17 protein-coding genes are annotated in these 21,817 nt (G+C 72.4%); 10 read left to right on the forward strand and 7 right to left on the reverse strand.

Annotated elements, in window-relative coordinates; all coding sequences use genetic code 11:
* Window positions 1-60: 60 nt before the first annotated feature.
* Together kdpA and kdpF are read right to left on the reverse strand one after the other, a co-directional pair.
* Window positions 61-1,737: a potassium-transporting ATPase subunit KdpA gene (gene kdpA / locus A8713_RS01910; RefSeq protein WP_064531098.1), complete on the reverse strand. Its 1,677-nt coding sequence runs from the start codon at window positions 1,735-1,737 to the stop codon at window positions 61-63.
* Between the two features lie 8 nt (window positions 1,738-1,745).
* The gene (gene kdpF, locus A8713_RS01915; RefSeq protein ID WP_018566520.1) at window positions 1,746-1,835 is read right to left on the reverse strand and encodes a K(+)-transporting ATPase subunit F; all 90 of its coding nucleotides are present in this window, start codon (window positions 1,833-1,835) and stop codon (window positions 1,746-1,748) included.
* 277 nt (window positions 1,836-2,112) lie between these two features.
* On the opposite strand from kdpF, the gene A8713_RS01920 reads away from it, so the two are divergent.
* Window positions 2,113-2,790, forward strand: coding sequence for a GPR1/FUN34/YaaH family transporter (locus A8713_RS01920; RefSeq protein ID WP_064531099.1), 678 nt, complete (start codon window positions 2,113-2,115; stop codon window positions 2,788-2,790).
* 36 nt (window positions 2,791-2,826) lie between these two features.
* Here A8713_RS01920 and A8713_RS01925 read toward each other — a convergent pair whose 3' ends face one another.
* The 3 genes from A8713_RS01925 to A8713_RS01935 all read right to left on the reverse strand — a co-directional run bounded on the left by A8713_RS01925 (window position 2,827) and on the right by A8713_RS01935 (window position 6,001).
* Window positions 2,827-3,195 carry a hypothetical protein gene (locus A8713_RS01925; RefSeq protein ID WP_064531100.1) on the reverse strand — a complete coding sequence of 123 codons (369 nt, stop codon included), beginning with the start codon at window positions 3,193-3,195 and terminating at the stop codon, window positions 2,827-2,829.
* Window positions 3,192-4,871 (reverse strand): aa3-type cytochrome oxidase subunit I, encoded by a 1,680-nt coding sequence (gene ctaD / locus A8713_RS01930; RefSeq protein ID WP_064531101.1) that lies wholly within the window; start codon window positions 4,869-4,871, stop codon window positions 3,192-3,194. The genes A8713_RS01925 and ctaD overlap by 4 nt, the downstream gene beginning before the upstream one ends.
* Window positions 4,872-5,029: 158 nt before the next feature.
* A complete protein-coding gene (locus A8713_RS01935) occupies window positions 5,030-6,001 on the reverse strand; it encodes a LysR family transcriptional regulator (RefSeq protein WP_064531102.1) in 972 nt (323 codons plus the stop codon).
* A 96-nt stretch (window positions 6,002-6,097) separates the two neighbouring features.
* Between A8713_RS01935 and mdlC the strand changes: the two genes are divergently transcribed.
* From mdlC to A8713_RS01960, 5 genes are all read left to right on the forward strand, one after another.
* Window positions 6,098-7,678 carry a benzoylformate decarboxylase gene (gene mdlC, locus A8713_RS01940; protein WP_064531103.1) on the forward strand — a complete coding sequence of 527 codons (1,581 nt, stop codon included), beginning with the start codon at window positions 6,098-6,100 and terminating at the stop codon, window positions 7,676-7,678.
* A gap of 82 nt (window positions 7,679-7,760) precedes the next feature.
* Window positions 7,761-9,215, forward strand: a complete 1,455-nt coding sequence (locus A8713_RS01945; protein ID WP_064531104.1) for a benzaldehyde dehydrogenase — start codon at window positions 7,761-7,763, stop codon at window positions 9,213-9,215.
* 166 nt (window positions 9,216-9,381) lie between these two features.
* The gene (locus A8713_RS01950) at window positions 9,382-10,620 is read left to right on the forward strand and encodes an MFS transporter (RefSeq protein ID WP_064531105.1); all 1,239 of its coding nucleotides are present in this window, start codon (window positions 9,382-9,384) and stop codon (window positions 10,618-10,620) included.
* Between the two features lie 104 nt (window positions 10,621-10,724).
* The gene (locus tag A8713_RS01955) at window positions 10,725-11,582 is read left to right on the forward strand and encodes a hypothetical protein (RefSeq protein ID WP_237305286.1); all 858 of its coding nucleotides are present in this window, start codon (window positions 10,725-10,727) and stop codon (window positions 11,580-11,582) included.
* A gap of 112 nt (window positions 11,583-11,694) precedes the next feature.
* On the forward strand, window positions 11,695-13,089 hold the full coding sequence (locus A8713_RS01960) for a condensation domain-containing protein (protein WP_064531106.1): 1,395 nt from the start codon (window positions 11,695-11,697) through the stop codon (window positions 13,087-13,089).
* On the opposite strand, the gene A8713_RS01965 is transcribed toward A8713_RS01960, so the two are convergent.
* Both A8713_RS01965 and A8713_RS01970 read right to left on the reverse strand, forming a co-directional pair.
* Window positions 13,077-15,767, reverse strand: a complete 2,691-nt coding sequence (locus A8713_RS01965; RefSeq protein WP_173860792.1) for a SpoIIE family protein phosphatase — start codon at window positions 15,765-15,767, stop codon at window positions 13,077-13,079. The two genes, A8713_RS01960 and A8713_RS01965, sit on opposite strands and share 13 nt — an antisense overlap.
* A gap of 85 nt (window positions 15,768-15,852) precedes the next feature.
* Window positions 15,853-16,422, reverse strand: a complete 570-nt coding sequence (locus A8713_RS01970) for a TetR/AcrR family transcriptional regulator (protein WP_064531107.1) — start codon at window positions 16,420-16,422, stop codon at window positions 15,853-15,855.
* Window positions 16,423-17,015: 593 nt separating this feature from the next.
* On the opposite strand from A8713_RS01970, the gene A8713_RS01980 reads away from it, so the two are divergent.
* The 4 genes from A8713_RS01980 (at window position 17,016) to A8713_RS01995 (ending at window position 21,720) form a co-directional block, all read left to right on the forward strand.
* A complete protein-coding gene (locus tag A8713_RS01980; protein WP_237305287.1) occupies window positions 17,016-17,756 on the forward strand; it encodes a L,D-transpeptidase family protein in 741 nt (246 codons plus the stop codon).
* Between the two features lie 104 nt (window positions 17,757-17,860).
* Window positions 17,861-18,694, forward strand: coding sequence for an ABC transporter ATP-binding protein (locus A8713_RS01985; protein WP_064531109.1), 834 nt, complete (start codon window positions 17,861-17,863; stop codon window positions 18,692-18,694).
* 678 nt (window positions 18,695-19,372) lie between these two features.
* Window positions 19,373-21,037 carry a multicopper oxidase family protein gene (locus A8713_RS01990; protein WP_064531110.1) on the forward strand — a complete coding sequence of 555 codons (1,665 nt, stop codon included), beginning with the start codon at window positions 19,373-19,375 and terminating at the stop codon, window positions 21,035-21,037.
* Entirely contained in the window at window positions 21,034-21,720 is a 687-nt protein-coding gene (locus A8713_RS01995; protein ID WP_064531111.1) for a hypothetical protein, read from the forward strand. The genes A8713_RS01990 and A8713_RS01995 overlap by 4 nt, the downstream gene beginning before the upstream one ends.
* Window positions 21,721-21,817 lie beyond the last annotated feature (97 nt).

Genomic DNA, 21,817 nt, shown 5'->3' on the forward strand with positions numbered 1-21,817 from the left:
TGTCGGTGCGGCTGTCCGTACCGGTACGGCTGTCGGTGCGGCTCTCGATTCGCGGGGTCATCACGCCAGCCCTTCGGCGAGCGGGCCCAGCGCCAGGGCCGGGAAGTAGGTCAGCCCGGTGATGATGAGGATCGCGCCCACGAGCAGCCCGGCGAACAGCGGCTTCTCGGTGCGCAGGGTGCCCGCGGTGACCGGTACCGGCCGCTGCTCGGCCAGCGAGCCGGCCAGCGCCAGGACGAACACCATCGGCAGGAAGCGGCCGAGCAGCATGGCCAGTCCGGTGGTGGTGTTGAACCAGTCCGTGTTCGCGTTCAGACCGGCGAAGGCCGAGCCGTTGTTGTTGGCCGCCGAGGTGAAGGCGTACAGCACCTCGGAGAAGCCGTGCGCGCCCGGGTTGAGCATCGAGTGCGGCGGGGTCGGCAGCGCCATGGACAGCGCGGTGAAGACCAGGACGAGCGTCGGGGTGACCAGGATGTAGCAGGCGGCGAGCTTGATCTCGCGGGCGCCGATCTTCCGGCCCAGGTACTCGGGGGTGCGGCCGACCATGAGGCCCGCGATGAACACCGCGATCACGGCCATGATCAGCATGCCGTAGAGGCCGGATCCGGTGCCGCCGGGCGCGATCTCGCCGAGCATCATCCCGAGCAGGGTGATGCCGCCGCCCAGTCCGGTGAAGGAGGAGTGGAAGGAGTCCACCGCGCCGGTCGAGGTGAGGGTGGTGGCCACCGCGAAGATCGAGGAGGCGCCCACGCCGAAGCGGGTCTCCTTGCCCTCCATGGCGCCGCCCGCGAGCTGCAGGGCGCCCTCGTGGTGGGCGAACTCGGTCCACATCATCAGGGCCGTGAAGCCGAGCCAGATGGTGGCCATGGCCGCCAGGATCGCGTAGCCCTGGCGCACCGAGCCGACCATCAGGCCGAAGGTGCGGGTCAGCGAGAACGGGATGACCAGGATCAGGAAGATCTCGAACAGGTTGGTGAACGGCGTGGGGTTCTCGAAGGGGTGGGCGCTGTTGGCGTTGAAGTAGCCGCCGCCGTTGGTGCCCAGCTCCTTGATGGCCTCCTGCGAGGCGACCGCGCCGCCGTTCCACTGCTGCGAGCCTCCCATGCTGTGTCCATCGAAGAACTGACCGACCTCGTGGATCCCGGAGAAGTTCTGGATCGCGCCGCACGCCACCAGCACGACGGCGGCGAGCGCGGCGATCGGCACGAGGATGCGCACGGTGCCGCGCACCAGGTCCACCCAGAAGTTGCCCAGCTCGCCGGTGCGGGACCGGGAGAAGCCGCGGACCAGGGCGATGGCGACGGCGATGCCGACCGCGGCCGACACGAAGTTCTGCACGGCCAGACCCGCGGTCTGCACGACGTGCCCCATCGTCTGCTCGCCGGCGTACGACTGCCAGTTGGTGTTGGTGACGAAGGACGCCGCGGTGTCGAACGCCTGCGCGGGCTCGACGGAACGGAAGCCGAGGGAGAGCGGCAGCACCCCCTGGATCCGCTGGAGCAGGTACAGGAACAGCACACCCGCCGCGGAGAAGGCGAGGACCGCCCGCAGATAGGCGGGCCAGCGCATCCGCGCCCCGGGGTCGGCACCGATGCCCCGGTAGATCCACCGCTCGACACGCCAGTGCCGCTCGGTGGTGTAGACCCGGGCCATGTAGGAGCCGAGGGGTATGTAGGCCAGTGCCAGTGCGCCCATCAGGGCGAGCATCTGGAGCACACCGGCGAGTACGGAACTCATGGCGGGGCTCAGAACCTCTCCGGGAAGATCAGGGCGAGGACGAGATAGCCCAGCAGGGCGACGGCCACGATCAGGCCGACGACGTTCTCGGCGGTCACAGCTTCGTCACCCCCTTGGCGACGAGGGCCACCAGCGCGAAGACCGCGAGTGTGGTGACGACGAAGGCCAGATCGGCCATCGTGAGCTCCTGGAATGGTTCGGATGCTTCGGACGAGTAGAGGAAAACCCCTGTACAGGTCGGTCCGAACGTCCGTTGACGCCTCTCATACGGCCCGCGCCCCGGCCTTGACGCCGCCCTGACGTGGCCCTGACGCGGCTCTGACACCGGGCGCCACCTCGGCGTTTCCCGCGGAGGCCGACGGGTACGCGGCGGGCGTGATCCGCACCGAAGCGGACCGGGCGCGGGGCGCCACCGTCACCGTCCGGCCGTACGGCAATCCCCTGCCGCTGGGGTTCTTCGCCTTCGGCATCGGCATGTTCCTGCTCGCCGGGATCTCCCTCGGGCTGATCGGCGGCGACCAGATGCGCCCGGCGGGCATCCTGCTCGCGGTCTTCGTCTTCCCGCTGGAGTTCCTGGCCGCGGTGATGGCCTTCCTGTCCCGGGACACGGCGGCCGCGGCGGCGCTCGGGCTGTTCGCCACCTCGTGGGCGGCGCAGGGCGTGCTCCACATCGCCGCGCCGGACCAGGACCGGAGCGTGGCCACCGGCATGTACCTGGGCGCCTTCGCCCTCATGCTGGTGCCGCTCGCGGTCACCGGCTTCCTGGGCAAGACGCTGCTCGGCGCGGTGCTGAGCGTGTCGGCGGTGCGCACCGCGCTGGCGGCCGCCGACGAGCTGGGTGCGCCGGAGGCGGTCCGGCTCGCCGATGCCGCCGCCGCGCTGCTGCTGGTGCTGCTCGCCCTGTACGCGGGGACCGCCTTCCTGCTGGAGGACCTGCGCCGGCGTACGGTGCTGCCCGTCCGGCGGCGCGGCGAGGCGCGGCGCGTCATGGAGGAGGCGGACGACGGGGCGGACCGGCCGCCGCGCGAGCCCGGCGTCCGCGGGCAGCTGTGAGCGCCGGGGACGGGTCCGCGGCGAGGCCGGCCGGGGTCAGGTCTGGGTGACGGCCGCAGCCAGCAGGACGGCCGCGGCGATCACCGTGAGTCCGGCGATCGAGAAGGCCAGACAGCGGGCGCGGAGCCGCTGGTAGCGCTCCTCGTACTCGCCGCGCAGCGCCCGGCAGCGGTCGGCGACGCGTTGCAGATCGGCCCGCGCCCGGGTGAGGCTGTCGCGGACATAGTGCGCCTCGATCTCCTCGCGCTGGGCGGTGGTCAGCCACGGCAGCGGCTCGGTGAAGGCGCGGGCCCGCTCCTCGGCCTCGGCGATCCTGGCCTGCCACAGCAGATAGCCCTCCACCTGGTCGGCCAGGTGGGCGGGGGCGAGCGGCTCCTCGCCCGTGCGTCCCGCCGCGTCCGTCATGCCGGCAGGCCCAGGTTCTCCTGCCGGTCCGCCAGCGACACCTCCGGGTGGTTCAGGTCGAACGCCGGGGACTCGCTGCGGATCATGGGCAGGGTGACGAAATTGTGCCGCGGCGGCGGGCAGGACGTCGCCCACTCCAGCGACCGGCCGTAGCCCCACGGGTCGTCGACCTCGACCTTGCGGCCGTACTTCGCCGTCTTCCAGATGTTGTAGAGGAACGGCAGCATCGACAGGCCCAGCAGGAAGGAGCCGATGGTGGAGACCATGTTCAGGCCGGTGAAGCCGTCGGCCGCCAGATAGTCGGCGTAGCGGCGGGGCATGCCCTCCGCGCCCAGCCAGTGCTGCACCAGGAAGGTGGTGTGGAAGCCGACGAACAGCATCCAGAAGGTCATCTTGCCCAGCCGCTCGTCGAGCATCTTGCCGGTCCACTTCGGCCACCAGAAGTGGAATCCGGCGAACATCGCGAAGACGACCGTGCCGAAGACGACGTAGTGGAAGTGGGCCACCACGAAATAGCTGTCGGAGACGTGGAAGTCCAGCGGCGGGGAGGCCAGGAGGACACCGGTGAGACCGCCGAAGAGGAAGGTCACCAGGAAGCCGGCCGCCCACAGCATGGGGGTCTCGAAGGAGATCGACCCCTTCCACATGGTGCCGATCCAGTTGAAGAACTTCACGCCGGTCGGGACGGCGATGAGGAAGCTCATGAAGGAGAAGAACGGCAGCAGCACTCCGCCGGTGACGAACATATGGTGCGCCCACACCGTCACGGAGAGCCCGGCGATGGAGATGGTGGCGCCGACCAGGCCCATGTAGCCGAAGATCGGTTTGCGGGAGAAGACCGGGATGATCTCCGTGACGATGCCGAAGAACGGCAGCGCGATGATGTACACCTCGGGATGCCCGAAGAACCAGAAGAGGTGCTGCCACAGCAGCGCTCCGCCGTTGGCCGCGTCGAAGACATGGGCGCCGAACTTGCGGTCCGCCTCCAGGGCGAGCAGCGCGCCCGCGAGGACGGGGAAGGCGAGCAGCACCAGGACACTGGTGAGCAGCACGTTCCACACGAAGATCGGCATGCGGAACATGGTCAGGCCCGGGGCGCGCATGCAGACGATCGTGGTGACGAAGTTGACCGAGCCCATGATGGTGCCGAAGCCGGACAGCGCCAGACCCATGATCCACAGGTCGCCGCCGATGCCCGGTGAGTGCACCGCGTCGGTCAGCGGGGAGTAGGCGAACCAGCCGAAGTCGGCGGCGCCGTTCGGGGTGAGGAAGCTGCCCACCGCGATCAGCGAGCCGAGCAGGTAGAGCCAGTAGGCCAGCATGTTCAGCCGGGGGAAGGCCACGTCCGGCGCGCCGATCTGCAGCGGCATGATCCAGTTCGTGAAGCCGGCGAACAGCGGCGTCGCGAACATCAGCAGCATGACCGTGCCATGCATGGTGAACGCCTGGTTGAACTGCTCGGTGGACACGATCTGGAGACCCGGCCGGGCCAGCTCCGCGCGCATCACCAGCGCCAGGATGCCGCCGAACAGGAAGAACACGAACGAGGTGACCAGGTACAGCGATCCGATCGTCTTGTGATCGGTCGTCGTGACCCACTTGACCACGACGGCTCCGGGTCGCAGGCGACGACGGGGACCGGTGGTTTCCGGTGTGATCTGCTGAACGTCTGTCATGCGGCCCGTGACACGCTTTCTCTCAAGACATGGATGCGTGGGTTCCGCCCCGCAGGGCTCGTCCTCATCCTCGCGTCTTGCGCGCGCGAAGCGCCGTCCGTCGTCGCCGGAATGGCCCAACGCCCGGCGGAATGCACCCGGTCGGCCTACTCCCCCGGCTACTCGGCCGGGGGCGCGGGGGGCGCCGGCCGGTCGGTGGCGACGGTGTGGGGCGGGAGTTGGGCCGGGCTCACCCGCTCGCCCAGCACCTCGGCCATGAACCGCACCAGCCAGCGCTGCGCGGGGGTGCGCGAGGACTCGTGCCGGGCGTAGAGCGCCACCTCGGTCGGCTCGGTCTCGAACGGCAGGCGGACCAGGCGCACCCGGTGGGAGGCGGTGAAGACCTCACCGACGTACTCGGGGACGATCGCGATGAGGTCGGTCTGCTCCAGCAGATAGGGCAGCATCGAGAAGCGGGTGGCGTCCACGGCTACCCGGTCCAGGAGGTCGTGCGCGGCGAGCACGGCCCGCGGCACGACGTGTCCGCTGGGACCGAAGACCGTGGCGTGGTGCTCGGTGGCCAGGTCCGCGAGCGTGACCGCGTCGCCGCGGATGCGCGGGTGGTCGGCGGCGACCATGCCGACGTAGCGCTCGTGGAAGAGCGGGATCCGCACGGTCCGGTGGGAGGTCAGCACCGGGGTGGCCACGAACGCGTCGAGGTCGCCGCGGCGCAGTTGCTGCTCGGCGTCGTCCACGTCCAGCGCCCGTACGGTGAAGGAGACCCCGGGCGCGCGCTCACGGGCCGCGGCCAGCAGCCGGGGCAGCAGGGTGGCCTCGCCGAGGTCGGACAGGGCCACGGTGAAGCAGCCCGCCATGACCTCCGGCTCGAAGGTGTCGGCCTGGCGGACGGTGCCGTCGATCTCGGCGAGGGCGCGGCGCAGCGGCTCGTACAGCCGCCGGGCGCCCGCGGTGGGGCTCAGCCCGCGTCCGGTGCGCCGGAACAGCTCGTCGTCGAAGTGCCGGCGCAGCTTGCCCAGGCTGTAGCTGACGGTCGGCTGGGTGACGTGCAGGGTCTCGGCGGTGGCCGTGACACTGCCGGTCTCGTACAGCAGGACGAAGACCCGCGCGAGGTTGAGATCGAAGGTCTTCATATCGACCAACTCTATAACGCGGGCCCACAACATCTATTGGTGTTCATGTCGGAGCGTTGCCTAGCGTGCGTTGCGTCACTCCGAAAGGAACTTCCGGTGTCCTCCGTACGTCGTGTCTCCCACGAGTTCCTGAAGCGTCAGGGCCTCACCACCGTGTTCGGCAACCCCGGCTCCAACGAGCTGCCGTTCCTCGCCGGCCTGCCCGCCGGTTTCCGCTACGTCCTCGGTCTGCACGAGGGTGCCGTCGTCGGCATGGCGGACGGCTACGCGCAGGCCACCGGCCGACCTGTGCTGGTCAACCTGCACGCCGCCTCCGGCTCCGGGAACGCCATGGGCGCGCTCACCAACGCCGTCTCCGCCCGCACCCCGCTGGTGATCGTCGCCGGGCAGCAGGTGCGCCCGGCCGTCGGCCCGGAGGCGAACCTCGCCAACGTCGACGCCCCGGCCCTGATGAAGCCGCTGGTCGGCTGGGCGGCGGAGCCGGCGTGCGCCGAGGATGTGCCGCGCGCCCTCGCCCAGGCCGTCTTCGAGACGCGGCTCCAGCGGCGGCCGACGTACCTGTCGGTGCCGTACGACGACTGGGCGGCCGAGGCCGGCGACAACACCCTGGCGGTGCTGGACCGGCGGGTCGAGCGCGGTGCCGAGCCGAGCGCCGGACAGGGCCGCCGGCTGGCGGAGCTGGTCGCCTCGGCGCGCCGGCCCGCGCTGGTGCTGGGCGGCGACATCGACGCGGCCGGGCTCTTCGACGGCGCGGTGCGGCTGGCCGAGCGGCTGGGCGGTCCGGTGTGGGCGGCGCCCTCGCAGTTCCGGCTGCCCTTCCCCAACCGGCACCCGCTGTTCCGCGGTGTGCTGCCCGCCGGGATCGCCCCCGTGTGCGCGGCGCTGGAGGGCCACGACCTGGTGCTGGTGCTGGGCGCTCCGGTGTTCCGCTACCACGAGTACCTGCCCGGCCGGTATCTGCCCGAGGGCACCCGGCTGATCCAGGTGACCGAGGACGCGGCAGCGGCGGCGCGGGCCCCGATGGGCGAGGCGCTGGTCGCCGACCCGGGCGCGGTCATCGAACTGCTGACCGAACGGCTCGGCGCGCCCACCGCGCCCGTCGGCCCGTACCGGCCCGTGCCCGAACCGGCCGCGGGTGAGGCCGGACGCCTGCACCCCGAGCAGGTCTTCGCCGCGCTCCGCGACGAGCAGCCCGAGGACACCGCGTACGTCGTCGAGTCGACCTCCACGAGCGCCGCGTGGTGGCGCCAGATGGACCTGCGCCGGCCCGGCTCCTACTACTTCCCCGCGGCCGGCGGGCTCGGATTCGGGCTGCCCGGCGCCGTCGGGGTCGCCCTGGCGCAGCCGGACCGGCCGGTCGTCGGCGTGATCGGGGACGGCTCGGCGAACTACGGCATCACCGCGCTGTGGACGGCCGCCCAGCACCGGGTCCCGCTGACCGTCGTCCTGCTGCGCAACGGGACGTACGGCGCGCTGCGCTGGTTCGGTGACCTGCTCGGGGTGCCCGACGCGCCGGGCCTGGACATCCCCGGCCTGGACTTCACCAGGATCGCGGAGGGCTACGGAGTCGCCGCCCGGCAGGCCGGGGACGCCGAGGAACTGCGGGCCCTGCTCGCCGAGCGTCCGGACGGACCGCGGCTGATCCAGGTGGACACGGTGCTCACGACGCCCTCCTGACGGGAACAACGCCCGCAGCGCGGCACGCGGCACCTGCTGGCCGCCCCCGCGCACCACCCACGGAAACGAGAGGGAACCTTCGATGACACTCCTGGACAGCGGCGTCTGGGCCGGAAAGCTCTTCGGCGACGGCTGGGCGGACGCCGGTGCGACGCGGCCGGTCACCGAACCGGCCACCGGCGACCGGCTGGGCACCGTGGGCCTCGCCACGGCCGAGGACGCGGCGCGCGCCGCCGCGCGGGCGGCCGAGGCGCAGCGCGGGTGGGCGGCCCTGCCGCCGGCCCGCCGGGCGGGCGTCCTGCGCCGGGCGGGCGAGCTGCTCACCGAACACGCCGCCGAGGCCGAGGAGTGGCTGGTGCGCGAGGCGGGGTCGGTGCGCGCCAAGGCGGCCTTCGAGGTGGGGCTCGCGGTCGGCGAGTTCTTCGAGTGCGCGGGCCTGCCCACGCATCCTCAGGGCGAGGTGCTCACCTCCGAGGAGGCCCGCTGGTCCCTGGCCCGGCGCCGCCCGGCCGGGGTCGTGAGCGTCATCGCCCCCTTCAACTTCCCGCTGCTGCTCGCGCTGCGCTCGGTGGCGCCCGCGCTCGCCCTGGGCAACGCGGTGCTGCTCAAGCCGGACCCGCGGACCGCGGTCAGCGGCGGGGTCGTCATCGCACGGATCTTCGAGGAGGCGGGGCTTCCCCCAGGCGTGCTGCACCTGCTGCCGGGGGACGGCGAGGTCGGCCGGGCCGTCGTCGAGGCCCCGCAGGTGCGGGTGGTCTCGTTCACCGGATCCACTCCGGTCGGCCGGGCCATCGGCGAGCAGGCGGGCCGTCTGCTCAAGCGGGCCCATCTGGAACTGGGCGGGAACAACGCCCTGGTGGTGCTGCCCGGCGCGGACGTGGGCAAGGCGGCGTCGGCGGGCGCCTTCGGCTCCTATCTGCACCAGGGGCAGATCTGTATGACGACCGGCCGGCACATCGTCCACGAGTCGCTGCTGGAGGAGTACACGGCCGCGCTCGCCGCGAAGGCCGCCGCACTGCCGGTGGGCGACCCGGCCCGCGCGGACGTGGCGCTCGGCCCGCTCATCGACCGCGGCCAGCTGGAGCGGGTGCACCGCATCGTCACCGAGTCGGTCGCGGCGGGCGCCACGCTCGCGGCGGGCGGCGAGAGCGACGGCGCCTGCTACCGCGCGACCGTGCTGTCCGGCGTCACCACGGACATGCCGGCCTGGCGGGAGGAGGTCTTCGGCCCGGTCGCGCCGGTCCTCGGCTTCGCCACGCTGGAGGAGGCCGCGCGGATCGTGGACGACTGCGAGTACGGCCTGTCGGTGGGCATCCTCGGCGACGTCGGTACGGCGATGAAGCTCGCCGACCGGATCGAGTCGGGCAAGGTCCACATCAACGAGCAGACGGTCGGCGACGAGCCGAACGCGCCCTTCGGCGGGGTCAAGGCGTCCGGCACCGGCTCCCGCTTCGGCGGCGCGAGGGCCAACGCCGAGGCGTTCACCGAGACCCAGTGGGTCACGATCCGTCCGGACATCGCCGACTACCCGTTCTGAGCCGGCTCCCCGTTCTTAGCCGGCTCCCCGTTCCGAGCGGCCCGCCGTCCGTCCGCGGACGCCCGCCCGCCGTCCCGTCCCCGACAACCGGCAGCCCGTTCCCTTGCGCGATCCTCCGCTCCGTCCCCGCTCCGCCCGCACCCGCTCCCCAGGGGGGTATGTCCCGATGACATCCACCGTCCCGTCCCACGCCCCGGACCGGACCGCCGCCTCCGGACGCAACGTCTGGACCGTGGTCCTGTGCTGGATCACCGTCATGCTGGAGGGCTACGACCTCGTCGTCCTCGGTGCCATCATCCCGACCCTGCTCAAGACCCACCATCTCGGCATGACCGCCGGGGACGCGACCACGATCGCGACCCTCTCGCTCGTCGGCGTGGCCGTCGGCGCGGTGTGCGTGGGACCGCTGGCCGACCGGCTGGGGCGGCGGCGGCTGCTCATCGCCTCGGTGCTGCTGTTCTCCGTCTTCACGCTGCTGGTGCCGCTGGCCGGCTCGGTGACGGTGTTCGCCCTGCTGCGGCTGGTGGCCGGGCTGGGGCTGGGCGCCTGCATGCCGGTGTCGCTGACGATGATGGCCGAGCACATGCCCGCGCACCGGCGGGCACGGGCCAGCACCCTGACCATGACCGGTTACCACACCGGTGCGGTGATCACCTCGCTGCTGGCCCTCCAGGTGACGGACGACTGGAAGATCCTCTTCTATGTGCTCGGCGCCGCCGGTCTCGTCATCGCGGCCGTCCAGTGGTTCCGGCTGCCGGAGTCGGAGGCGTTCGTCCGCACCCGGGAGACGGACGGCGACGGCTCCTCACGGGTGCCGTTCACCGAACTGCTCAAGCCGGCGTACCTGCGTGCGGGCATCGGTGTCTGGGTGGCCTCGTTCATGGGGCTGCTGCTGGTCTACGGGCTCAACACCTGGCTGCCCAAGCTGATGAACGACGCCGGCTACCCGGTGCCCACGGCCGTCACCCAGCTCCTGGTGCTCAACGTCGGCGGGGTCGTCGGTCTGCTCGTGGGCGGGTACGTCGCCGACCGCCGGGGCATCAAGGGCACCACGGTCGCCTGGTTCGCGGTCTCGGTGCTGATGCTGGCCTGTCTGAGCGTCAGGATGCACAACGACCTGCTGCTCGACCTGGTCGTCTTCCTCACCGGAGTGTTCGTCTTCTCGGCCCAGGTGCTGGTCTACGCCTACGTGACCGACTTCTACCCGGCGGCCGTGCGCGGCACCGCCCTCGGTTCGGCGTCCGGGATCGGCCGGATCGGTTCGATCGTGGGTCCGTCGGTCACCGGCGCCCTGGTCACCGCCGGGATAGGCCACCCGTGGGGCTTCTACTTCTTCGCGATGGTCGCCGTCCTCGGCTGCGCCGCGGTGCTGACCCTGCCGCGGGCCGCGGCGAAGGCCGGGTGAGGGATCTCGGGGTCGGACCCTGACACGGCGTCAGGGTCCGGTCAGGGTGGCGCCGGGGATGTCACGGATAGTGACCGACCGGTGCGGTTCGGCAGGCTGGGGACATGCCGAAGACCACTGCGCACAGTCCCCGCCCCCGCTCCCGTCCCCGTCCCCGTGCCCTCTTCGCCGGGGCCCTGGCCGGTGCGGTCGCCCTGGTGGGCCTCGCGGGCGCGCTGCCCGCGAGTGCCGCACAGCCGGGCGCTCCGTCCTTCTCGTCCGTCTCCGCTCCCTCCTCCGGCTCCGGTCCGTCCGGCTCCGCTCCGTCAAGTTCCGGCCGTCCCGGCCCCGTCACCGCTTCCGTGGCCGTGCCGACGGACTTCCGCGACTGCCCCGCCCTCCCGGCGGGCGTCGACCCGGCCGCCTGGCGCTGCGAAGTGCACGCCGCCGCCCCGCGGTTGTCGATGGGCGGCCTCGCGGTGACGCTCGCACCGATCACCATGACCCACGCCGAAGGACCGCTGCCCGACGGGACGCCGGGACAGGTGTGGGGAGCGATGCACAGCACGGCCACCCCCGTCCCGGGCGGCCTGACCGGCACCGCGCGGGCCGGCCTGACACCGCTGACGGGCCTGTCGCTCCAGCCCGAGTACGGCGGCCGGTCCGACTTCTACACGGGCCGGTTCAGTCTCCGCTTCCGGCTGGTGAGCCCGCTGCTGCCCCGCAGCTGCGTGATCGGGGCCGACGCGCCGGTCGACTTCGCCCTGAAGCGGCCGAGCCCCTCGGAGTGGCTGTCCACCGACCCGCCCGTGATCCGGTTCTCCGCGTACGACGACACGTTCGCCGCCCCGGCCGCCGGGCACTGCGGTCCGCTGACCCGCATACTCGGCCGCCGGCTCGGACTGCCGGCGCCGAGCGGCAACCTGATGAGCTACGACGCGATCTACACGTTCCGGACCTACGACACCCTGCCCGTCCGCTGACGCGCCCCCGGAACGGGTGACCCCGCCGTTCGAACGCCGCCCGGCGACCCGCAACCCCCCGTGCCCGTACGCAGTTGCTTCCCTGGTACCCCCTCTGCGACGGAGGCTTCTCTTGCGTATGACCGACATCCAGCGCTGCGAGGTCCGGCCCGGACGGCTGGTCGAGTGGACACTCGACCCGGCGGCCGTCCGGACCGCATCGGATCTCCCGGACGATGCCCGACCGCCGGCGTACATCCAGGAGTCGCACATCAGGACGGCCAGGTCCGTCCGCGAGGGCGGGCTGTTCGTGCCGACCTGGCTGGGCACCGCGTTCGACGTCCCCGGCAGAGTCGATCTCGACGCGCTCGGAGAGGCCCTGCGCGGCTGGATGCTCCGGCACGAGACGCTGCGCAGCGGCTTCCGCTGGACCGGCGACGACATGCGCCGCTTCACGCTCGACGCCGCCGACGTGGCACTGCGCCGCGAGACGATCGGCGACTTCGACGACCCGGGCGTGCTGGTCCAGCATCTGCAGGACCGTTTCGACCGGACCGCGGACGCGCTGCGCTGGCCGAACTTCCTGTTCACGGCGGTCGTCCGGGAGGACGGTGCCAGCGTGTACATGGCGTTCGACCACAGCAACGTGGACTCCTACTCGGTGCAGCGGATCCCGGCCGAGATCCATGAGCTGTACGGTGCCGGTGCCGGAGGGAGCCGCCCGGAGCCCCGGCCGGTCAGCAGCTATGTCGACTTCTGCCGGACCGAGCGGGCCGACGCGGACGGGATCGACCGCACGGACGCCGTCGTCGGGCGCTGGCGGGACTTCATCGGCCGCTGCGACGGCCGGCTGCCGAACTTCCCCCTGGACCTCGGTCTGGAGCCCGGTGGTCCGCTGCCCCGCCAGAAGCTGATGAACGAGATGCTCGTGGACGCCGGCGACGCGGCCGCCTTCGAGGCGTACTGCCGGCCCTACGGCGGCAGCCTGGTCGGCATCCTGGCGGCCACCGCCCTGATCGTCCACGAGATCGGCGGGGAGCCGGTCTACCGCACGGTGGTCCCCTTCCACACCCGGCGCAAGTCGCAGTGGCGGGACTCGGTGGGCTGGTACGTGGGCGGTGCGCCGATCGAGGTCGAGACCGCGCGGGCGGCCGACTTCCCGGCCCTGCTGCGGATGGTGAGCGACCGGCTCCGCGCCGCCAGGCCCTTGTCCAGGATGCCGCTGGCCCGGGTGCTGCGGCTGCTGGGGGCCGACTTCCGGCCGACCTCCCCGGATCTGTACTCGATCATCTCGTTCGTCGACGCCCGGGACATCCCCGGCTCCGGCGACTGGACGGGGCTGAAGGCGTACGGCCTGATCAGGGTCTCCTACGGCGACCAGGTGTGCGCGTGGATCAACCGGCTGCACGAGGGGCTCCAGTTCGCGAGCCGCTATCCGGACACCGACATCGCGTACAAGAACATGCGGCTGTACGTGGAGCAACTGCGGGAGGTGATCGTCTCGGTGGGCCGTCCTCAGGTCTCCTGAGGGAGCTCGGGCAGCGCCAGTTCCGCCCAGATCACCTTGCCCTCGGGGGTGTACCGGGTGCCCCAGCGCTCGGTCGTGCGCGCCACCAGGAACAGGCCCCGGCCGCCCTCCTCGGTGGTCGCCGCGTAGCGCAGGTGCGGGGAGGCGCTGGTGCCGTCGGAGACCTCGCAGATCAGGGCGCGGTCGTGGATCAGCCGGACGTGGATCGGTGCCGATCCGTAGCGGATGGCGTTGGTGACCAGTTCGCTGAGGACCAGTTCCAGGACGAAGCCCAGTTCGGCCAGGCCCCATGCGTCGAGCTGCGCGCAGGCGGCGACCCGGATGCCGGCGACGGCGGCCGGGTCGGGCGGCACGTCCCAGTCGGCGATCCGCTCGGGCGGCAGTGCGCGGGTGCGGGCCACGAGCAGGGCGACGTCGTCGCGCGGCCGGGCGGGCAGCAGGGCGTCGAGCACGGCCCGGCAGTGTTCCTCCGGGTCCCGCTCGGGGTGTCCGGCCAGCGCCCGGCGCAGCAGTTCCATCCCCTCGTCCAGGTCGCGGTGGCGGTCCTCGATGAGGCCGTCGGTGTACAGGGCGAGCTGGGTGCCCTCCTCCAGTTCCAGTTCGGCGGTGCGGAAGGGCATGCCGCCGAGGCCGAGCGGCGGTCCGGAGGGCAGGTCGGGGAAGGTGACGGTGCCGTCCAGGCGGACCAGCGCGGGGGCCAGGTGTCCGGCGCGCGCCATGGCGCAGCGGCGGGAGACGGGGTCGTAGACCGCGTACAGGCAAGTGGCGCCGACGACGTTGGCCGCGGTCTCGGGGCAGTCCTCGTCCTGGTCGATGCGGCCGACCAGGTCGTCGAGGTGGCTCAGCAGTTCGTCGGGAGGCAGGTCGAGGGTCGAGAAGTTGTGCACCGCGGTGCGCAGGCGGCCCATGGTGGCGGCGGCGTGCAGACCGTGGCCGACCACGTCCCCGACGACGAGGGCCACCCGGCCGCCGGGCAGTGGGATCACGTCGAACCAGTCGCCGCTGACGCCGGACTGGGCGGGCAGGTAGCGGTAGCCGGCCTCGACGGCGCCGTGTTCGGGCAGGGCCCGCGGCAGCAGGCTGCGCTGGAGGGTGACGGCGAGGGCGTGCTCGCGGGTGAAGCGGCGGGCGTTGTCGATGCTGACGGCGGCGCGGGCCACGAGTTCCTCGGCCAGCGACAGCTCCTCCTCCTCGAAGGGGCCGTGCTCCTTGGAGCGCCAGAAGTTGGCCACGCCCAGCACCGCGCCGCGGGCCCGGATCGGTGCGGTGATCAGCGAGTTGATGCCGTAGTCGACGATCCGCCCGGCGCGCTCGGGGTCCTGTGCCTGCCAGCCGGCCGCCGAGGCCAGGTCGGGCAGCCGTTCGGACACTCCGGTGCCGTAGCCGCGGGCCTGCGGAGTGGTGGGCACGAAGTCGATCAGCCGGCCCTTCTCGTAGAGGGGATGGTCGTCCCGTACGCCGCGCACGGCGACACGGCGCATCCCGGCGGAGGCGGGTTCCGGCTCCTCGCCGCACAGGACGGCGTCGTCGAGGTCGACGGTGACGAAGTCGGCGAAGCGGTCCACGGTGACCTGGGCGAGTTCGTCGGCGGTGCGGGCGATGTCGAGGGTGGTGCCGATGCCGAGCCCGGCGTCGTAGAGGAGGTTGAGCCGTTCCCGGGCGACCTCGGCGCGGCCGGACAGCGCCTGGAGTTCCGTGGAATCACGCAGGGTGACGACGGTGCCCGCGGGTCCTCCGTCGCGGTCGGTGGGGCGCTGGTTGACGGCGAGCAGGAGTCCGCCGGCGAGATGGACCTCGTCGGTGGCCTCCCGGCCGGACGCGAGCAGCGCCGCGGTCTCCGGCTCCAGTTTCGGGAGCTTGGCCACCGGCCGGCCCTCGGCGTCCGGCGGGAGGTCCAGGAGCCGCCGGGCCTCGTCGTTGGCCAGCAGCAGCCGGCCGTCGCCGCCGACGATGAGCACGCCTTCGCGCACGGAGTGCAGGACCGCGTCGTGGTGGTCGTACATGCGGGTCATCTCGTCCGGGCCGAGGCTGTGGGTCTGGCGGCGCAGCCGCCTGCCGACCAGGGCGGTCACGGCGGTGGCCAGGCCCAGGGCGATGGCTCCGGCGGTCAGGATGATCGGGATCTGGTGGTAGACCTGCCCGGTGACGTTCTTGACCTTCAGCCCGGCGGAGACCAGGCCGACCACATGGCCGCCGGTGTCCTCGACCGGGACGATGGCCTGGACCTCATGCCCGAGCGGCCCGTGCACGCTCTCGGTGCGGACCTGACCGGCCAGCGACGGGCCGATGGTGCCGACGAAGCGCCGGCCGATGCGGTCGGGCAGGGGGTGGGTGTAGCGGATGCCGTGGGTGTCCATGACGACGATGAAGTCGACGCCCGCGGTCCGGCGGCCCGCCTCCGTCAGCGGCTGGAGCACGGCCGAGGGGGTGGGCCCGCGCAGCGCGGCGACGACACCGGGGGCGTGGGCGAAGGTCTGGGCGACGGCGACGGAGCGGCGTCTGGCCTCGGCACTGGTGTCCCGCTGCGACTGGAGGAGGAGAGCGAGGACGGCGCCGATCACCAGCAGTACCACGAGGGCCACCTGGAGAACGAACACCTGTCCGGCAACGCTTCGCGGACTCTTTCCCGCCAGCGACCGCCCCGGTATCCGTCGAAGACGGGCAAAACGGTCTGCCATGCGGCCTTTGTAGCACCGACACGCCCGAGTCGTCACGGGTTGGGCGGATGTTCGTCGGCCGGTACCGGTCCTTGAGACGGCGGTTTCAGCGGGTGGCGGGGTCGCGCAGCAGCGCGTCCAGCCGGTCCAGGATCCAGGACCAGGTCTGGCCGGAGTCGGGCGCGCTGTGGCTGAATCCGCCGGCCAGCTCCAGGCTCACATAGCCGTGGAACACGCTGCCGAGCAGCCGGACGGCGTGGGTCTCCTGCGGTTCCGCCAGGTCGTAGCCCCGCAGGACGGCCCGCGTCATCTGGGCGTGCCGCACGCCCGCGCTCGCGGCGGCCGTCTCCGCGTCGAGCGGGAGCCGGGCGGCGGTGTAGCGGCCGGGGTGCTCACGGGCGTACCGGCGCAGGACGTCGGCGTAGGCGGCCAGCGCCTCCTTGCCCGCCCGTCCGGCCAGCGCCTCGGCGGCCCGGTCGGCCAGTTCCTCCAGGGCGAGCAGGGCGATGCGGGTCTTGAGGTCCTGGGAGTTCTTCAGATGCGAGTACAGGCTCGCGACCTTGACGTCGAACCGCCTGGCGACCGCCGAGACGGTCACCTGTTCGAAGCCGACCTCGTCGGCCAGTTCCGCCCCGGCCCGGACCAGGCGGTCGGTGGTGAGTCCCGCGCGTGGCACAGTGCTCCCTTCTGTTGCCTGAAGGGATTGTGCCCGCGCCTAAAGATGTTAGGCAAATGGCCGTCGTGGGTCGTCCGCCATGGGTCGTCACGGGTCGTCATGGGTCGTCCATGGGTCGTCATGGCGTCCCGGCGTCCCGAGGTGCCGCCCCCGGGCGCCGGAAGGGCCCCGTCCGCCCGAGTGGTGTCCCGGGCGGACGGGGCCCTCCGGCCACGGACCCGGACCGCTAGTGGTCCGTGCCGGCGGGAGAACCGACGGCCGGCGGAGCGGTCATCAGCTTCCCGAACAGGGCCATGCACGAGGAACAATGACCGGCCCGCTGCGCGTTCGCCCCGTCGACGCGCCGGCCGAGCCGCCGCCCGCAGAGCGTGGTCACCGTGTTCTTGGCCATGACATGCCACACCGGCGCGCCGCCCGGTTCCTCGGCTCCTGCACACATCTCATACATGATCGGCTCCCTTGATGGACGCCTCTCTGACTCCAGGAGACACCCGATCAGCCGTAGGCACGCAGTCACGGAGGGCCATTCGGGTGACACGCCGGGTGGGGGCCCGCGGGCCGGACCGGGCGGGCGCGGTGCCATCATGGGCGCCATGCGGAAGAGCGGTGCGATACGGAAGGCTGCCGCGACGGTGGTCTGCGGAGCCCTCGCGATGTCCCTGACCGGGTGCGGCGGCTCGGGCCACTCCAGGGCGAAGGGCGGCGGGAACGGCGGCGCGAGCGGGACGGCCGCCGCTCCGCACGGCACGGCACCGGCCCGGGTGCCCGGCATCGGCGACCGGCTCTGGCGGCAGGTCCCGGCCGCCACCCGCCAGGTGGTCGCCGTCTACGGCGCCGGGCCGGACTCCCCCGACGCGACGGTGCGGCTCTTCACCCGGCAGGGCTCCGGCTGGCGGCAGGAGCGCTCCTGGCCCGCGCACAACGGCCGCAACGGCTGGACGGCCGACCACCACGAGGGCGACCAGCGCACCCCCGTGGGCGTGTTCACGCTGAGCGACGCGGGCGGGGTGCTGGCCGATCCGGGGGCCCGGCTGCCGTACACCAGGTCCGCCTCCTTCCAGGCGCCGCACTCCTGGAACAAGAACTCCTGGCACGATTTCGACTACGTCATCGCCATCGACTACAACCGGGTGCGCGGCACCTCGCCGGAGGACCCCACCCGGCCCGAGGGACAGCACAAGGGCGGCAGCATCTGGCTGCACATGGACCACGGCAGCGGCACCTCCGCCTGCGTGAGCCAGTCCGAGGACGCCATGCGCTACCTGCTGCGCACGCTCGACCCGCGCCTCCACCCGGTCGTGGTCATGGGCGACACCCGGGACCTCGCCGCCTGAGCCGGCGTCCACGAACCGGACGGACCGGCGACAAGGTGCCGGATGCATCTACTGTCTGTCGTGCCGACGGACGGGGACCGCACGCACCGAAGGGGAGCCCTGGGATGGCCGAGGAGACGACGGAACGCACAGCGCCGCACGGACCGGAGGCCGTCGTGGCGCTCCGCGAGGTGGGCGTACGCCGCTACACCACCGACCAGGTGATCCTCGACGGCGTCGACTGGACGGTCCGGCCCGGCGAGCACTGGGCGCTGCTGGGCGCCAACGGCGCGGGCAAGACCACGCTGCTGCGGCTGCTCGGCGCGCTCATGCACCCCACCTCCGGCAGTGTCGAGGTGCTCGGCGCCCGGCTCGGCCGGGTCGACGTGCGGGAGCTGCGGGCCCGGATCGGACACGTCACCTCCGCGCAGCGCGTGCCGCAGGACCTCGACGCCCACACGGTGGTCCTCACCGGCCACACCGGCACGGTGCAGCCGCTGTGGCGGTCCTACGACGACGAGGTGCGCGAGCGTGCCCGCGCGCTGCTGGCCGAGCTGGAGATCAAGGAGCTGGCCGACCGGCCGTACGGCGTCTGCTCGGGCGGGCAGCGGGCCCGGATCCTGATCGCCAGGGCGCTGATGGCCGAGCCCGCGCTGCTGCTCCTGGACGAGCCGTTCAACGCCCTCGACCTGCCCTCCCGGGAGGACCTGGTGGAGGCCATGCACCGGCTGGCCGAGGGGCGTCCGCGGCTCGCGACCGTGACGGTCACCCATCATCTGGAGGAGCTGTCCCCCGCAGTGAGCCACGCGCTGCTGCTGCGCGAGGGCCGCATCCTGACCAGCGGGCCGGTGGCGGAGGTGCTCACCGGCGACCGGCTGACGTCCTGCTTCGGCCGGCCGATCGCGGTGAACCGGCACGAGGGCCGCTGGTGGGCGTACTCCGGGCGGCAGAGCGGCTAGGGCTAGGACCTGTCGTTCGGGACCGGCCGGTCACGGAATTCGGCGTGGCACAGCGTGGCCTGATGCCGCTTTCCACTACCGGCAGTAACGTGATCAACTTTGGCTCCAGGTGCTCCGTACAGCCGAGTTGAGCGCCGTTCGCCGTCCGAACCCCCCGTGCGAGGATCCTCATGCCGCCCCAGGGCGATGCTCTGCCGCAAGCGCATTCTGACTACCGCAACCATCTGGAGACGTGCCGCCAGTGCCGTGCCGACGCCGCGCCCTGCCCCGTGGCGAAGCATCTGCTGCGCCTGTACAACAACACGCGCAGGGCGGCGGCACGCGTCAACTGACGTGACAGCGGCGGCGGCAGGACCTCGGACCGGGTTCCCGCCGCCGCTCCGTCGTACCGGGCGGCGCCGCATGGGGCCGGCGAGAGGCCGGTTCCGGCCAACGTGCCGCGAGGGACGGCAGGTTGGTGCACGCGGACCGGACGGCACCGGGGATCCCGCGGACCGGCGCCCTCCGTGCCGCCGGGTGCGGTACCGGCTGCCGCGCGCACCGCCACGCACCCCTTTCGGCCGACCGGGTGACCACCCCCGAAGGCCGGGGCCACCGCGCGGAAATTGACCGTCGAGATCAGCGGACGCGCCGCCCCAGTTCTCCCACATATCGCCATAAAACGTGTGTTATTCATTCATGCACACACCTACGCGGCGCACTTTGCTCAGTGCCTCGATCATGGCTGCCGGCTCGGGTCTCCTGGGAGCCTGCTCGGGGTCCGGCTCCTCCTCGGAGACGGGTCCGCACCCGGGAACCGTCCAGGGCTCCGGCACCGCGGACGGCGGCCACCGCCCCTTCGTCCCCAAAGGCCCCAAGGGGTACGTGAACCCGTCCGACCCCGAGGTGCTGGCCGCCGAGCGCAAGCGCGGCACGGGACCGGTGCGCACCTTCCGCCTCACCGCCGCCGAGGCCACGTGCGACGTGGGCGGACGCTCGTTCCGGACGTGGACGTACAGCGACAGGCTGCCCGGCCGCGAGATCCGGGTGACACAGGGCGACATCCTGGACCTCACGCTCGCCAACCGGCTGCCCGTCGCGACGACGCTGCACTCGCACGGGGTCCGGCTGCGCTGCGACATGGACGGTGTGCCCGGCCTCACCCAGCCCGGGATCAAGCCCGGCGAGGAGTTCCGCTACCGCTTCGCGGTGTCCTACCCGGGCACGTACCTGCTCCACTCGCACGAGGGCATGCAGCCCGACCGGGGGCTGTACGCGCCGCTGATCGTGGACGACCCCAAGGAACCGCTGTCCTACGACAAGGAGTGGGTCGTCGTCCTGGACGACTGGGTGGACGGGGTGGAGGGCTCCACCCCGGACGGCGTGCTCGCGCAGCTGCACGGCGGCAAGCACCCGGCGATGAGCATGGAGATGGGCGGCGACCATCAGCAGGAAGGTTCCGGCAGTCCGCGTCCGTCCGGTGGGCGCAGTGCGCCGTTGCGCAGGGCGGCGGGCGGCCCGTCCCGCATCCTGCGGCAGTCCCACAGCCGTCTCCTGGACGGCATGGGCGGCAATGTGGACTTCCCGTACTACCTGATCAACGGGCGGCTGCCGCAGTCCGCGCAGGTGTTCCGGGCCAAGCCCGGCGACCGGGTGCGGCTGCGGCTCATCAACGCGGGGGCCGACACCGCCTTCCGGGTGGCGCTGGGCGGCCACCGGATGACGGTCACGCACACCGACGGCTACCCGGTCGAGCACCGCGACACCGACGCGCTGCTCATCGGCATGGCCGAACGCTACGACGTGGTCGTCACCGTCAAGGACGGCACCTTCCCGCTGGTCGCGCTGGCCGAGGGCAAGGGCGACAGGGCGAAGGCGCTGGCCGTGCTCCGTACCGACCAGGGCAAGGGCCTGCCCGCGCCCTCCGTCCACCCGGACGAGCTGGACGGCCGCCTGCTGCCGGCCCACAGCCTCAGACCGCACGAGTCGGTGGCCCTGCGCGACGAGAAGCCGGACCGGGAGATCCGCATCCGGCTGACCGGCAACATGAAGGACTACAACTGGGCCTTCGACCACCAGCCCTACTCCACCGAGCACCGCCACGCCGTCCGCCAGGACGAACGGGTCCGGCTCACCCTGATCAACGCCACCGACATGTGGCACCCGCTGCATCTGCACGGCCACACGTTCGCGCTGACCGGCCTCAACGACATCGGCACCCGCAAGGACACGGCGATCGTGCTGCCGCACCGCAAGCTGGTCGCCGACTTCTACGCCGACAACCCGGGCCTGTGGATGCTGCACTGCCACAACCAGTACCACTCCGAGTCCGGCATGATGACGATCCTCGGCTACCGCAGGTGACGACCGGTGCGGGCACACCGGCCCGGCGGGTGCTGCGCACCCCGCGCGCGGCCGGGCTGGCCGGGATCCTGTTCGCGCTGCTGCTCGCGGCGGCGATCGTGCTGATCCGGCTGGGGATCCCGGAGGGCGCGGAAGCGGCCGCCGCCCCGGTCCGCACCGACCCCGCGCGGCGGGACGCGGTCCGGGCGGCCCTCGCCCTGGTGCCGCTGGCCGGGATCCTCTTCCTCTGGTTCACCGGGGTCGTGCGCACCCATGTGGGGGCCGCCGAGGACAAGTTCCTGGCGACCGTGTTCCTGGGCAGCGGGCTGGTCTTCGTGGCGACCATGTTCGGGGCAGCGGCGGCGGCGAGCGCCGTCGTGACGGCCGCGCACCCGTCCTCCGGCGCGGTGTCCTCCCCCGCCACCCGGGAGTTCGGCCGCCGGCTGGCCCACGAGCTGATGACCGGGTACGCGATGCGGATGGCGGCGGTCTTCACCTGCTCGTTGTCGGTGATGGGACACCGGCTGCGGATCCTGCCCCGGTGGCTGACCGTGCTCGGGCTGCTCGCCGCGCTGACCCTGCTGTTCGCCTCCTCGACCGTGCCCTGGGCCGAGCTGGTCTTCCCGGCCTGGGCGCTGGTGCTGAGCGCGTACATCCTCGCGGTGGCCGGCCGCGCCGGGCCGGCCGCCGCGACGGCGGACTGAGCGCGGCGGCCCGTCACTCCGACGGGCGGTTCCGGCGCGCGGACCGGCCGCCGGGCCCGGGATGCTGTCCGAGGGGAGATGACCGCCGTCCGAGGGC

Source organism: Streptomyces sp. SAT1 (assembly GCF_001654495.1).
In the GTDB taxonomy this organism is placed as follows: Bacteria; Actinomycetota; Actinomycetes; order Streptomycetales; family Streptomycetaceae; genus Streptomyces; species Streptomyces andamanensis.